This is a genomic window from Bacillus smithii, assembly GCF_001050115.1.
Lineage (GTDB): Bacteria > Bacillota > Bacilli > Bacillales > DSM-4216 > Bacillus_O > Bacillus_O smithii.
The window spans coordinates 1,502,684-1,516,968 of the sequence record NZ_CP012024.1; the positions used below are offsets into that span (position 1 = coordinate 1,502,684).

12 protein-coding genes are annotated in these 14,285 nt (G+C 41.5%); 9 read left to right on the forward strand and 3 right to left on the reverse strand.

Annotation, left to right across the window (positions count from 1 at the left end; translation table 11 throughout):
* The first annotated feature begins 12 nt into the window (after nucleotides 1-12).
* The 8 genes from BSM4216_RS07115 to BSM4216_RS07145 all read left to right on the forward strand — a co-directional run bounded on the left by BSM4216_RS07115 (nucleotide 13) and on the right by BSM4216_RS07145 (nucleotide 7,874).
* On the forward strand, nucleotides 13-849 hold the full coding sequence (locus tag BSM4216_RS07115; protein WP_048623240.1) for a uroporphyrinogen-III synthase: 837 nt from the start codon (nucleotides 13-15) through the stop codon (nucleotides 847-849).
* Between the two features lie 205 nt (nucleotides 850-1,054).
* Complete coding sequence (locus tag BSM4216_RS07120; protein ID WP_048623241.1) at nucleotides 1,055-1,372, forward strand: iron-sulfur cluster assembly accessory protein; 318 nt, start codon at nucleotides 1,055-1,057, stop codon at nucleotides 1,370-1,372.
* A 594-nt stretch (nucleotides 1,373-1,966) separates the two neighbouring features.
* The gene (locus BSM4216_RS07125; protein ID WP_048622577.1) at nucleotides 1,967-3,133 is read left to right on the forward strand and encodes an IS256 family transposase; all 1,167 of its coding nucleotides are present in this window, start codon (nucleotides 1,967-1,969) and stop codon (nucleotides 3,131-3,133) included.
* Nucleotides 3,134-3,398: 265 nt separating this feature from the next.
* Complete coding sequence (locus BSM4216_RS07130) at nucleotides 3,399-4,706, forward strand: MFS transporter (protein WP_048623242.1); 1,308 nt, start codon at nucleotides 3,399-3,401, stop codon at nucleotides 4,704-4,706.
* Between the two features lie 90 nt (nucleotides 4,707-4,796).
* Entirely contained in the window at nucleotides 4,797-5,021 is a 225-nt protein-coding gene (locus BSM4216_RS07135) for a hypothetical protein (protein WP_048623243.1), read from the forward strand.
* A 255-nt stretch (nucleotides 5,022-5,276) separates the two neighbouring features.
* Nucleotides 5,277-6,620: an MATE family efflux transporter gene (locus BSM4216_RS07140; protein WP_048623244.1), complete on the forward strand. Its 1,344-nt coding sequence runs from the start codon at nucleotides 5,277-5,279 to the stop codon at nucleotides 6,618-6,620.
* Between the two features lie 269 nt (nucleotides 6,621-6,889).
* Complete coding sequence (locus BSM4216_RS16690) at nucleotides 6,890-7,027, forward strand: hypothetical protein (protein WP_155814569.1); 138 nt, start codon at nucleotides 6,890-6,892, stop codon at nucleotides 7,025-7,027.
* Between the two features lie 196 nt (nucleotides 7,028-7,223).
* On the forward strand, nucleotides 7,224-7,874 hold the full coding sequence (locus BSM4216_RS07145) for an NUDIX hydrolase (protein WP_048623245.1): 651 nt from the start codon (nucleotides 7,224-7,226) through the stop codon (nucleotides 7,872-7,874).
* Between the two features lie 312 nt (nucleotides 7,875-8,186).
* Here the strand turns inward: BSM4216_RS07145 and BSM4216_RS07150 are convergent, their stop codons facing one another.
* From BSM4216_RS07150 to fdhF, 3 genes are all read right to left on the reverse strand, one after another.
* Nucleotides 8,187-9,881 carry a methyl-accepting chemotaxis protein gene (locus tag BSM4216_RS07150; protein WP_048623246.1) on the reverse strand — a complete coding sequence of 565 codons (1,695 nt, stop codon included), beginning with the start codon at nucleotides 9,879-9,881 and terminating at the stop codon, nucleotides 8,187-8,189.
* 277 nt (nucleotides 9,882-10,158) lie between these two features.
* Nucleotides 10,159-10,644, reverse strand: a complete 486-nt coding sequence (locus tag BSM4216_RS07155) for a helical membrane plugin domain-containing protein (protein ID WP_048623247.1) — start codon at nucleotides 10,642-10,644, stop codon at nucleotides 10,159-10,161.
* 21 nt (nucleotides 10,645-10,665) lie between these two features.
* A complete protein-coding gene (gene fdhF, locus BSM4216_RS07160) occupies nucleotides 10,666-13,602 on the reverse strand; it encodes a formate dehydrogenase subunit alpha (RefSeq protein WP_048623248.1) in 2,937 nt (978 codons plus the stop codon).
* A gap of 329 nt (nucleotides 13,603-13,931) precedes the next feature.
* Here fdhF and BSM4216_RS07165 point away from each other — a divergent pair, with 329 nt between their 5' ends.
* Nucleotides 13,932-14,276: a Na-translocating system protein MpsC family protein gene (locus BSM4216_RS07165; protein WP_048623249.1), complete on the forward strand. Its 345-nt coding sequence runs from the start codon at nucleotides 13,932-13,934 to the stop codon at nucleotides 14,274-14,276.
* Nucleotides 14,277-14,285: the final 9 nt, after the last annotated feature.

Here is a 14,285-nt window from a genome sequence, read left to right on the forward strand (position 1 = left end):
GGAGGGGTCACATTGAGTAAAGGTCTATCAGGTAAGCGAATCGTGATTGGCGGTTCGCGAAAAACAGAAGAGATGAGCACATTAATCGAAAAACAAGGCGGAACACCGATCGTCCGTCCACTTCAAGGAACCGTTTTCAAAGCAGAAAAGGAAGTGGAGCCGGATTTGCGGAAATTTGTTGATGAAGGATCGGACTGGACCGTGTTTACAACCGGAGCGGGAGTACAAACGCTTTTGGACTTGGCAGAAAAGATCGGAATACAAGAAAAATTTTTACATAGGATCCGAACCACGAGTGTTGCCGCAAGAGGCTATAAGACGATCGCTGCTCTTAAAAAGATCGGAATTCAACCGGTCGTCGTTGATGAAGATGGTACGACAAGAGGACTGATACGAGCGCTACAAGGAACCGATTTTTCAGGAAAGAAGGTTACGATACAGCTGCATGGAGAAAAAGCTCCTCGATTGAAGCAATTTTTTCAAGATCAAGGCGTTTCGGATATTTTAGAGATTCTTCCTTATCAGCATATTCCGCCGAAACGGGAAACAGTGGATACATTATGTCAGGAAATTTTGCAGCATGACGTGGATGCCGTTTGTTTCACGAGCGCGATACAAGTTCACTCTTTATTTTCGTTTGCTAAATCACAAAGATTGGATGAAGAACTGGTCAGGGCATTTCGTAATACAGTTTTGCCTGTCGCCGTGGGGAAAGTAACGGCAGAAGCTTTGCAAGAGGAAGGGATTGACCGTTATCTCGTTCCGGAAAACGAACGTATGGGAGCGATGATTATAGAACTATCCCGTTATTATCAGCAACAATCAGAAAAAGTCGAAGACAATGTTTGAAGTCGCTTTCACGAAGCGGTTTTTTCCTCTGCGTTTGCCAGCTTTTTGGCGTTTTCCCTAAACGAACAATCAAGTGATCCGCCTTGTCTTTTCTTTCATCGAGGATTGAATCAATTTCTTTTTCAAACATTAAGCACATTAGTTTCATTTTTATCAAAAAAAGGGGATAATGGTAAGGTATTTGTTTGAAAGAGGAGTGATTTTGATGAAATGCAAACTAAATCGTAATGCAGCGAAAGTATTAAAAAAAATGCTGGAAAGCCCGGAAGCGGAAGGAAAAATGATTCGAGTATATATTACGGAAATTCACGGTGATCATGCTCATTATGGAATTAAGCTTGATACTCCAACAGAACATGATGAAATCGTGAATACGGATAAAGATATCGATATCTTATTAGATCGACGCGAAGAGTTTTTAGACGGAGTTTGGGTCCAATATTTCTACGTACCTCAGGAAGAATTCGTCATTACAAACCCATGGAAAGAGAAAGAAGCTCACCAGCATCACCATCATCATTAATAATTAATCATTCACAAAAGACAAGCCATCCTTTAGCGCTTGTCTTTTGTTCAAAAGGCAAAAGGATCAGCTCTTTTTCTGTCCATTTTAAACATATTCTGGCTGGTGTTGAAAAATGCTAAATCTTGCTTTTTTATTGTTCTATGTGACTGCAAAAGAAATGATTGAACAAAGGTTTTATTTTATGAGGAGTGTGACATCGTAAAGTATGAAGCAGGAAATATGGCAACTTGGCTAAAACCGTGAACAGATATTATCTTCATTTTTTATATGCCGTTTTTTCGCGCGGAAAAGACCGATCCAGTTCCGTTCTGCTTAACGTCCGGGAAATATTTTTATCATTATATTGTTTATTGATATAATATTATTAATTTTTTTAATATATTGAATTATATTTATTGTAATTGTATAATTTCATTATATGATCCTTCTTATAAGTTCAAATAATAAATTTTAATAGCGCTTTCAAAAAGTGTAATGTATGAATTTGTGATGATGTATAAAATTTTGTGTCAAGCATTTAGTTAGACCAAAAGAAAAAGGTAGGGTATTCTCTGATTTGACCAATCATCTAGAGAAAGGAGTACCCTACCTATGTCTAAGAGTATATCGAATATAGATTGGATGAATCAACTGGAAAACGTTATTCGTGAGTTTGTAAAGGAAAAATTAGAGCTGATCATGAAGGAAGAAATCCAGACTTTCCTCGAAATGGAACAAGAGGGAACGTCGAATAGAAGAAACGGCTATTACCATCGAAACCTAGACACGCAGTATGGTCGTATCGAAGGACTTTCTGTTCCAAGAGACCGAAAGGGGGAATTTCAAACGCAGCTGTTCACCCCTTACCAACGCCATACGGGCTGGCTCGAGGAAGCCATCATCAAGATGTATCAAAGTGGTATGAGTACGCGTGAAATTGGCAAGTTTATTGAACGAATTTTAGGCAAGGCCTATTCTCCTTCAACGATCAGTCGTATGACCGATATCGTGAAAGAAGACATTGAGAAATGGCACAAACGTCCCCTGAACAAACGTTATTCTGTCTTATATTTAGACGGATTGTATGTAAAACTTCGTCGCGATACCGTGGAGAAAGAAGTGATTTATGTGGTGTTGGGGGTCAACGAAGAAGGATATCGCGAAATTCTTGATTTTTTCGTAGGAGGACAGGAGAGTGCCTATGGATGGCAAGAGATTCTTCAACAGCTCTACAAAAGAGGCGTACAGGAAGTGCTTCTGGGCGTATTTGATGGCCTTCCGGGGCTAGAGGAAGCCTTTAAGGCTGTTTATCCGAAAGCCGATGTGCAGCGCTGTGTCGTTCACAAAGTACGTAATACCTTAAATCGTGTTCGGAAAAAAGATCAATTTGAAGTGGCAGAGGATCTCAAACTGATTTATCGCGCACCGAATAAGGAGATTGCGTTACAGATGTTTCAACAGTTTGAGTCGAAATGGTCGAACAAGTATCCGAGAGAAGTTCAATCTTGGGCCAATGAGTTGGATGTCCTCCTTACATTTATGGATTATCCAAGCAGTATTCGAAGTGTGATTTACACGACCAATGCCATTGAACGAACGATCAAAGAGATTCGGAAACGTCTAAAGCCGATGAACAGTTTGAGTAGTTTAGAAGCCGCTGAAAAAGTCGTGTATTTGACCATCCAAGATTTTAATGAGAAATGGGCAGGACGAAAATTACGAGGATTTGCTGAAGCCTATGAAACCCTTCAACAAATGTTTGAAAAACGTTATAACTAACCAAATATTGTAAACGAACAAAATAAAGGGATTCTCCCTTTCCACACAGGAGACTGAATATTCAGTCTCCTGTGTGGAGGAAATCGAACCCCTATCCATTCCAAATCCATTTCAGAGATACCCTATCTATCTTACATAACACAAAATTCTTGACGGTACCGAATTTGTTTGAAGAAAATATAAAACTTGTACAATCGATATACTATTCTAAAAATATTTGTAAATCGGTATGTAAAATGGGAATATGGACAAGGAGGTTATGACGATGACTCAATCATTTGATTCGGCAAAAACGCGACGCATCACAAGCAACATCTTTAAAGGATCCGTCGGCAATCTGATTGAATGGTACGACTGGTACGTCTATTCTGCTTTCGCTGTATATTTCTCTGCGGAGTTCTTTCCTGAGGGGGATTCCACCAGCCAACTGCTCAATACGGCTGCTATCTTCGCCGTCGGCTTTCTGATGCGCCCAATCGGAAGCCTATTGATGGGTCGATACGCTGATCGTCACGGCCGACGTGCAGCGCTGACGCTTTCCATCAGCCTCATGGCCGGTGGTTCCCTGATCATTGCCGTTACTCCGAGCTACAGCACGATTGGCGTGTTGGCGCCTATTATTCTAGTTCTCGCACGTCTGCTCCAAGGGATATCGGTAGGCGGGGAGTATGGAACATCGGCCACGTACTTGTCCGAGATGGCAAAAAGCGGTCGACGCGGGTTCTACTCGAGCTTCCAGTATGTCACACTCGTTTCCGGACAGTTAGTGGCACTGGGTGTTCAGATTATTCTTCAACAAATCATCAGCGAACCCGAAATGAAGTCCTGGGGCTGGCGTATTCCTTTCGTCATCGGTGCATTGGGAGCTTTGGCCGTGTTGTGGCTGCGACGAACGATGGACGAATCGGAACAGTTTTCAAAATTGGATTCTGAAAGCAGGGCAAGTGCCGGAACCATTCGAGCGCTGATGAAATATCCCAAGGCAGTGCTGACAGTGGTCGGGCTAACACTCGGCGGAACCGTCGCCTTTTATACTTACACGACGTACTTACAAAAGTTTATGGTGAACACGGTGGGCATTCAAAAGGAGATCGTCAGTTGGATTAATTTTATTGCTTTGTTAATATTTGTCATACTTCAACCGCTCGCCGGGATGCTATCTGACCGGATCGGTCGTCGCACGCTATTGATGGGTTTCGGTATTCTGGGAACATTGCTGACAGTGCCGCTGTTCCTTTTGATGGAGCAGACGAAGAACCCTTTCGCTGCCTTCTTTCTTATGATGGTTGGACTCATTATTGTCACCGGTTACACTTCCATTAATGCCATCGTGAAAGCGGAACTATTCCCGACCGAAATCCGCGCCCTAGGAGTAGGATTTCCCTACGGCCTTACCGTTGCGGTGTTCGGAGGAACAGCGGAATTCGTTGCATTATGGCTGAAGAGCATCGGAGAAGAGTCGCTCTTTTTCTTCTACGTGGCTCTCTGCATTGCGGTGAGTTTGATCGTCTATTGGCGTATGGGTGAGTCTTCGAAGTCTTCCCGCATTGAAGCTGAACAGGATGCAAGCTAGATCATCGTCGTCTGGTACTCTGAAATAGGGTAAGCGACAAGCTGTGGGTTAGCTATCACGGTCTACACGATTTGCTGGAGCCTTTATAGATTGCTTGATGATTATAGAACGAGAATGGAAAGAACAGACATCGATATGATGATGCCTGTTGTACAACAAAATGAACAAAGCGAACATGGGAAAGGACAGGTCGTTAAACGGCACAGGTCGTTAAACGGCCTGCCTTTTTATGTGGACTTGATAAAGATGACAATCGTCAAGTATGAAGACAGAAGTAACGGCTCGATTAACGCAAGGGTGTCCGGGATGGCATGAAAGATGAAGATTGCAAACGGCAAGGTCATTCCAATACCCAATACAAGGAAGTTTGATGAAATCGTAGAAATATCCAAAATAGAAGATGTTTGCTATATTTGAAGAGATGGGAATAGGCAATTTTCTATCGTTTCGGTAAAATAAGAATCGACTAGTTTTGATATTCCAGAATCGAATACTCTACTTCCGAAAACGTCATTCCTTCTTATCTAAATGGGGTTAACAAAGACTCGATCCGAAAAAAGGAGTTAGCATATGAAGCAGTATGATTTTACAAGTGGAAATATTATGAAGCAGCTGGTGATGTTTTCGACACCGATTCTGCTGACTAATTTTCTGCAAACCTCTTTTCAATTAATCGATAGCTTATGGGTTGGCAATTTGCTCGGTTCTAACGCTTTAGGAGCTGTTGCCGTTTCTGGAACGGTGATTTTTACCGTCTTGTCATTTATTATCGGTATTAATAATGCTACATTAACCATATTATCCCAGCTGAAAGGGAAAAATGACGAGATCGGCCTAAAACGATATGTGAATGCTTTTGTTGTGATATTAACGTTTATTTCTCTTACACTCGGGGCGATGGGAATGATGTTAGCCGTTCCCATTTTGAAGTTTCTTGGAACTCCGTCGACGATGGTTCCTGAAGCGAAAAGCTATTTAGAAATCAATTTTGCCGGAATTTTGTTTTTATTTGGTTATAATTTTATCGGAACAGTGTTTCGTGCTCTAGGCGACAGCCGGACGCCGATTCGATTTGTTTTCTTTGCCGTAGTGCTGAACGCTGTGTTAGATCCACTTTTTATTGAAGTGTGGGGACTTGGTTTAAATGGAGCGGCTTATGCAACGATTCTTTCCCAAGGAGTTTCATTTCTATACGGATTGTACTACAGTTTACGGAAACATCTGATTCCCTTTTCAGTTCCGAGATGGCCTCATAGAAAAGAAGTTTCCATGATTTTAAAACTCGGGATACCGGCCGGGCTGCAAATGATGGTGATTTCAGCAGGAACGGCTGCTATTATGAGTGTCGTCACTTCCTTTGGGGGACATGTTGTCGCTGGGTTCGGCGCTGCTCAACGGATTGACAGTCTTTTGATGCTGCCGGCACAGGCGCTGGGAACGGCTGTCAACAGCATGGCCGGACAAAACATTGGAGCCAATCAATGGACTCGCGTTCGTCAAATCGCTGTAAACGGAGTCCTCTATAATATTTCCATTATGTTGGTCATCGCGTTTTTCGTTGCTTTGCTTGCAGACAGAATCGTCAAGCTATTCATCCAGCAGCCTGAATCATCCGTCTCGTTTGGAGCTGAATATTTAGGAATCATCGCATTTTTCTATCCGTTTTTGGGAATTAATTTTATTTTAAACGGAATTGTGCGGGCTTCAGGTGCGATGTTTCAAGTGCTGGTTCTCAATATCGTATCTTTATGGATTCTCCGATATCCTTTAACAGAATTGTCGGCTTCTTACATAGGCGAAAAGGGAATTGCTTTTGGAATGGGAGCCAGTTTTGTTATAAGCAGCATCATCGCTTTCCTTTATTATCGTTATGGAACATGGAGGAAAAAACAATTATTTACGGAAAGAGAATAAAATGGAGTAATACAGAAGCAGAATCACGATTCCTAAGTGATTTTGAATCAATATCTTGAACGATTGCTTGAAACACGATATGATGAAAGTAATGAAAATCATTCGGAGAAATGCAATACTTTAAAGTGATCGGAAACCTATTTCGTGAAAACGACATCATTTAAAAACGTCATAGTTCTATTTGTGGAATAGGCTTATTGAGGAGATTCTCGGTTTCATTGCATGAGAAGCGCTGCCTCCTATCCATCATTGGATCAGGAGGGTTTTTTGTGCCGGCAAATGGATGTTCGAATGATGATGAAACCGTTCAACTTAATAAAACGTCGAAAGAAAATGATGAAAAGCGGCATTTTGATTTTGGGATTCAGCGTTCTGAAACTGTTGATTCAGCGGCTCTTCGCACCTAAGAAAAAGGGAGTTTGTTAACCCGATATATATTGCAAGTTTGTCACTGGTACGTTGTGGTCGAAAGCATGAGTGATAATATAGGACCAAAAGCTTGGTGTTTCCGGGTACGTGTTGTTTCGAAATAGAGGGTAGGGGGGACATAAATTAGCTTAACCTCTTGTTTTGTTTAACAGGATTTAGTGGAAGGTGAAACGTATGGACGTGAAACGATTTTTAAAAGGATTGGGCGATCGGAAACCTGCCATAATGGGTAGCGAACATTTTTCAAAATTTGCTGTTTTTTTACCGCTGCTTAAAATGAATAATGAATATCATCTTTTATTTGAAGTGCGCTCCATGCAGCTGAGGCATCAGCCGGGCGAAATTTGTTTTCCGGGAGGAAGAATGGAGCCTGATGATCGAACGGCGAAAGAGACGGCTATGAGAGAAACGTCAGAAGAGTTGGGAATACCCATCACTTCCTTATCGGAAGTGTATCCCTTGGATTACGTTATACCCGGTTTTGGGAAAAGGATCATATATCCGTATGTGGGTCTTATTGAACAGGGCACGGAAATCCGGCCAAATCCTCAAGAAGTTGAAACTATATTTACAGTACCGCTCTCGTATCTTCAATCTGTGGAGCCTGAGTGTTATAAAATCAATTTTAAAATAGCTCCTGAAAAAAATTTCCCATTACATTTGATCCCCGGCGGAAAAAATTATAATTGGCAAATCAAACAAATGGATGAGTACTTTTACTACTACAAAGACTATGTGATTTGGGGATTGACAGCCAGTATATTGAAACATTTTTTGGATTTGACTGCGAAATCAGCCAAAGAACAAGATCGTTTTACAGAATAGTCGCCAATCAAGACAAGGGGAACAATTCGTTTGTTGCTCCTTACATTACTATTGGATATTACAGATTAAAGAAGCGGAAACTTAAGGGTTCTTATTTCAGGAAAGCTTTTCATTTTATCATCACGATTATTTCGTTATGAATATTTTTTGTAATCAGGATTTTAAAACCCCTGCCTTTGTGATCAGGCAGGGGAAAATCATATAAATATACTCAAATACAATATGGATAATCGATTCATGATACCATACCGGTTGAACAGCAGATCCGTAAGACAAAAACACTCCATTGCAGTATGAAGTTTTATATTATCGTTATTGTTCCTGAGTGATTTTAAATGTTGCCATACGCTCTTGCAGACTGAGTGCTAGTTCGGATAGAGAAGCGGCTGCTGCTGAAATTTCTTCCATTGAGGCCAGTTGTTCTTCCGTTGAAGCCACGACTGTTTGTGAATGGCTGGATGTCTGTTTAGAGGCGGAAGCTAGTTCAAACATCGCGTCTGAAATCATTTGGATTTTTCCAGACATTTCTTGGATATTTGCAGACAGCGATTGAAGTTCGGATTCGATATCCGTAACCGAATGGACAATTTCTTCAAAGTTTTCCTTCGTATTTTTTACGATGCCTAATCCGTTTTGAACATCGTCCTTGACTCGTTCAATGGAATCAGTGGAACGAGCCATTTCCTCTTGGATTTCTTTTATGAGACCCGCAATTTGCTTAGAAGATTCTTGAGATTGTACTGCGAGTTTTCTTACTTCCTCCGCTACAACCGCAAAACCTTTCCCGTGTTCTCCCGCTCTGGCTGCTTCAATTGCGGCATTTAGCGCCAACAAATTGGTTTGATCCGCTATATCCGAAATAACCTTTGTGATCATGTCGATTTCCCGTGATTTATGACCAAGCATTTTAATAGCTTCGCCACTTTCTTGAACGGATTTATGGATTTCATTCATTTGTTTAGAAGTCTGCTGTACGTATAACCCGCCTTGTCTTGCTTTTTCTTTTGCGTCTATTCCTTTTTCCGCCATTTTTTCCGAGTTCATTGATACGTTTTGGATGGCTTTCGACATTGTCTCAATGGCTTTTTCGCTTTTTTCCACACTCATGGTTTGATTTTCGACTGCCTGGGATACTTCCTGTATGGTTTCCGTGATTTGTTCAGCGGTGCTGCTGGTTTGTTCTGCACTGGCTGTTAACTGTTGAGAGGAGGCAGCTACTTGTTCAGACGTTTCCAGTACATGTTGGATCATGATTCGTAAATTTTCTTTCATATCATTATAGCTTTTGGACAATTGTCCTAATTCATCACGGGAAGAATCGTGGACTGAAACCGTAAAGTCTCCTTTTCCTGAATGCTCCAGTGCTTCCGCTAAAACATGCAAACGTTTTTTCAGTGAGTTTGTAAACCAGAACGCAACCGTCAGAGATAGGAGAACGGCAACGATTAAAACAACGGAAAAGACGATAAGAAATGAATGAATGGTGCGATCGATGATGCTTTGATCAGCTCCTACATATAAAATGCCGATAATCTTTCCATTTTTATCATGCAGCGGCATATAAGCGGTTTGGTGCATTTTCCCTGCAACGTTTGCTTCCCCGTAGTAATTTCGTCCTTCTTTAAGAACGGTCCGTTCTACAACGGGCGAAACTTTTGTTCCGATGACTCGTTGTCCTTGTTTCCAAACATTTGTGGCAACCCGGGTATCTCCCTGGAAAATGGTAATGGTATCATTTGTGTCCTTTCCTATTTGATCCACGATTTTTTCATTATTATTCATTAAAGTGGACCCTTTGTACAATTTTCCATTTTTAATGGCCCAATCGCCTTCGTATTTAGAATCAATATAGTGATAGCTTAAACGTAAATCACTTTTGGCTTTATGAATCGCAAAATCTTTAATGCTGGTAGAAACTTTTTCCATAGCTGCAATACAAACGGTAAACGAAATAAAAAGAATAATGCTTATGACTAGTACATTAATTTTTGCATTTAACTTCAACATTCTTCACCTTCATATTCCTGTTATCTTTTGATTATATTTTTAAGCAACGATATTTCTGCCGAATAATGGCTGGCATGTATGTAAGGATGGGAGGGGACGTTCACAGCGATGAAAGCGATCGGAAAATCAGTTCAAAAATTCGGGCAAAAACGAAAAAAGAATAGAACAGCACAAAGGCGAATGGAACGTCCTTTCTCCGCACCAAATCGAAAAAAGGCTGAGCAGAAAATAGGGGCTATTCCGCTCAGCCTCTTTTTATAAATAAGAGGGATGGATGTCATCCATTTTCTTTTAATCCTTGCCCCATTCCTTTTAGAAAGTGGAGCCCAAAGCCAATCGCACGATTAATATCCGGATCGTTCAGGACTTTCAATAAATCTCGGAATTTTACTTTATCGCCGTTTTGCAGATGATGATTTCCTTCCTTTATACCGTTCGTGATGCTATTCATTAGTTTTGCGGTGAAGTCGGGATCTATATTGGAAACGGCACCTGCTGCACCCATTAAGTTGTTGATCAAATTGGTTACCGGTTCACGTGACACCTGACCAAGAGCAATTTTGGCGATTTTTTCCCGCGCTTGAAGCATAGCATTTGCGGCTTCCAGCAATCCTGCTTGATTCAATTCGCCGATTATCTTAAGCAAATTCGTCAAATCATCATCATGATCTGCCAGAAGGGATTTCAGTTCATCCAACTTTTGCTGGATTTGCTCTTCTTTCGTCATTTCCTTTTTGCGAATAAAGGTAATGGGTTCCGCCATTTTTAGAATTCCTCCTTTCTATTAATCTGTTAATTGAACGAAATCACGCCGCTTCCACTTGCGATATACCTCTACACCATTTTGTGGATGGCGCTTTTTGTTGCGTGGATTGGTTTTCGGTAGCGGACTCTTCCCATCTACATCCAATACTTCCAACCGTACTTTCGCTTGTTTATATGCTGGTGTATGGGTACGACCGTCGACCGCTGTCCCTGTTAAAAAGTTAATGGCTGACTCTTTTGACGTTGAGTTCATAGGCAAGAAGAGCTCATTGCCTTTTACTCGGTCGGTAACCAGTGCAGGCAATTTCAACGCTCCAAATGGAGAAACTAAACGAACTATTGATCCGTCCTTAATTCCTCGCTCTTTTGCTAATTCAGGCGATACTTCCACGAAGACATCCGGCACTTTAGAACGGATACCTTTGGATCGATTGGTCAAGTTTCCTTCATGGAAATGTTCTAAAAGCCGACCGTTGTTGATGTGAAGATCGTATTCTTCAGGAAACTCAACGGGAGGAACCCAATCAGACAAGGCAAAACGCGCTTTTTTATCAGGAAAGTTAAAACCGTCAACGTAAAGAAGCGGAGTATTTTTGCCGTCAAGGCTTCCCCATAAAAAGCTGTTCCAGCCTTCCAGAACTTCATAGCTTGCACCGGAGAAGAGCGGAGACAAACTAGCCATTTCTGCAAAAATTTCGCTTGGGTGACTGTAATTCCAACCGGCTCCTAGACGATTGGCAATTTCTTGAATAATCCACCAATCCGGTTTGGAGTCTCCCAGTGTAGGAAGTGCTTGATATAATCTTTGAACACGACGTTCAGTATTGGTAAACGTTCCATCTTTTTCAAGAGAAGGAGCTCCCGGCAAAACAACGTCCGCATATTGAGCCGTTCTTGAAAGAAAGATATCTTGAACAACTAAGAAATCAAGCTTTGAAAGCATTTCATGAACATAATTGGCGTTGGAGTCGACAAGAGCCATGTCTTCGCCAACAATGTACATGCCTTTCAATTTGCCTTCTTCGATTGCATGAAGCATTTGGATATTGTCAAGTCCTGGTTTACCATCAATTTTAACGCCGTACGCTTTTTCAAACTTTGCACGAGCCACATCATCGGTAATATGTTGATATCCAGGCAGCCAGCCAGGAAGGCTTCCCATATCGCAAGCTCCTTGAACATTGTTATGACCGCGGAGAGGATAGGCGCCGGCACCAGGACGGCGGTAGTTTCCGGTGGCGAGCAACAAATTGGAGATGGCTGCAGACGTTTCAGAACCTCCTACGTTTTGGGTAACTCCCATACCCCATAAAATACAAGTACCGTCCGCTTCATGAATCATTTGTGCCACTTGAATGAGCGTTTCTTTTGAAATGCCTGTGATTTCTTCTGCGTATTCAAGCGTATATTTTTCAAGCAGTTCTTTAAATTCATCAAAATATTTAACGTTTTCATCAATAAACGCTTGGTCATGCCAACCTTGATCAATGATATATTTCGTAACGGCCATCAACCATACTTGGTCTGTGCCTTGTTTTGGACTGATAAAAATGTCTGCGCGTTCTGCCATTTCATTTTTACGGAGATCAGCTACAATCAGCTTTTGTCCGTGGAGCTTATGAGCACGTTTTACGCGAGTCGCAAGCACCGGATGCCCTTCTGCTGGGTTGGCTCCGACAATAATAACAAGTCCTGCTTTTGCAATGTCTTTAATCGTTCCAGAGTCGCCTCCCATCCCAACAGTTTTGAACAAACCGTCTGTTGCAGGGGATTGACAGTAGCGGGAACAGTTATCCACATTGTTTGTTTCAAATACTTGCCGGGCCAATTTTTGCATGAGATAGTTTTCTTCATTAGTGGTTTTGGAAGATGAGATGAAACCTAAAGCTCCTGAACCATATTGTTGTTTGATCGATCCCAGTCGGCTTGCTACTAAATCAAGAGCTTCTTCCCAAGTGGATTCCACAAATTCACCGTTTTTACGGATTAATGGTTTGGTCAACCGATCTTCGGAGTTGACAAAATCCCAGCCGAATTTTCCTTTTACACATGTAGAAATGGCGTTGACAGGAGCATTGTGACTAGGCTGTACTTTTAAAATTTTGCGTCCTTTCGTCCAGACTTCAAACGTACAACCGACACCGCAGAAAGTACAAACCGTTTTCGTTTTTTTCGTTCGGGTTTCCCGCATAGCGGCTTCTACTTCAGAAATAGCGAAAATACCACTGTATCCAGGTTCCACTTCTTTCACAAGATCGATCATGGGCTCCAACATGTCTTCTTTCAACCCCGTCATAAATCCAGCTTCGCCCAGCATGGATTTTTCCATTAAGGCGTTGCAAGGGCAGATGGTAACACATTGGCCGCAGCCGACGCACGATGATTCATTGATCGGTACGCCGTCATCCCAAATGACTCGTGGACGTTCAGCTTCCCAGTCGATGGAGAGTGTTTCATTCACTTGAAGGTTTTGACAGACCTCTACGCATTGACCGCAAGCAATACATTGATTAGGGTCATAACGATAAAACGGGTGGGACATATCTACTTCGGATTTATCCACTTTTGGTCGGTACGGATATTTTTGATGCTCAATTCCCATTAGTTCGGCCGTATTATGCAGTTTGCAGTTTCCGTTATTGTTATCACAAACTGTGCAGTATAACAAGTGATTTTCTAAAAGACGGTCCATTGCTTCAGTTTGCGCCTCTTTGGCACGATTGGATGATAGTTCAATATTCATGCCGTCCACAGCAGGTGTCGAGCAAGAACGTACAAGCTTTCCATCCGCTTCGACGATACATGTGTCGCACGTTTGAATAGGATCCACTTCCGGTACATAGCATATTTGAGGATGTTCAATCCCGTTGGCATTGATGATTTCTAATATGGTTGATCCCGGATCGGCCTCAAATATCTGACCGTTAATCGTGACGTGGATCATTTGATTATCCATCTTGTTACCTCCTTTTTTCAAACACAAAAAAATCCACCATGAAAAGCAACGCCTACTGACAGGCCGCTTTCATGGTGGATTAGTTTATTAGCAGAACTTGCTAACAAACCATCCATTGATATGTGAGTCGATAGAATCATAACAGACCTTGTTATGATTCCATCTTTAAATTCAACTGTTATTATAGTGCTAAATTGAAAAATAGACAATACTTTACAATGAAACTTCCATTTTCTAATTCTTTTTCCAAGCTAGCTTTTCTTTTTAAAAGGGATGTTTTATGATAGGACATGTAAAATTTATGGAATTTCATGAAAGAAGGGGAAGGGATGTCTAAAAAGATACACGAATTCAATGATATTATCCGCAAACTTCGTAAAGAGCTGTTTGGGAAAGGGCCGGAGAGAATTCATACGGTGTTTGTGGAGAATATGGCGGTCTCCACATTGTACGGCAATTTGACGCCAACGGAAAAATTTATCGCCAACACGCAGGAAGGAAAAGAAATGGTCCATACGGCGAGGACAAGAATGATTCAGGAATTATATTCGATTCATCCTCCTGATGGTATGGAAGAAGTGATAGGAGCTAAGCTTTTGTACTTATTTTCTGATATCAAAGTGGAAGAGGATATAGCAGTTTCGGTTTTTATTTTTGATCAAAACATTACTTGAAAAAAGGAG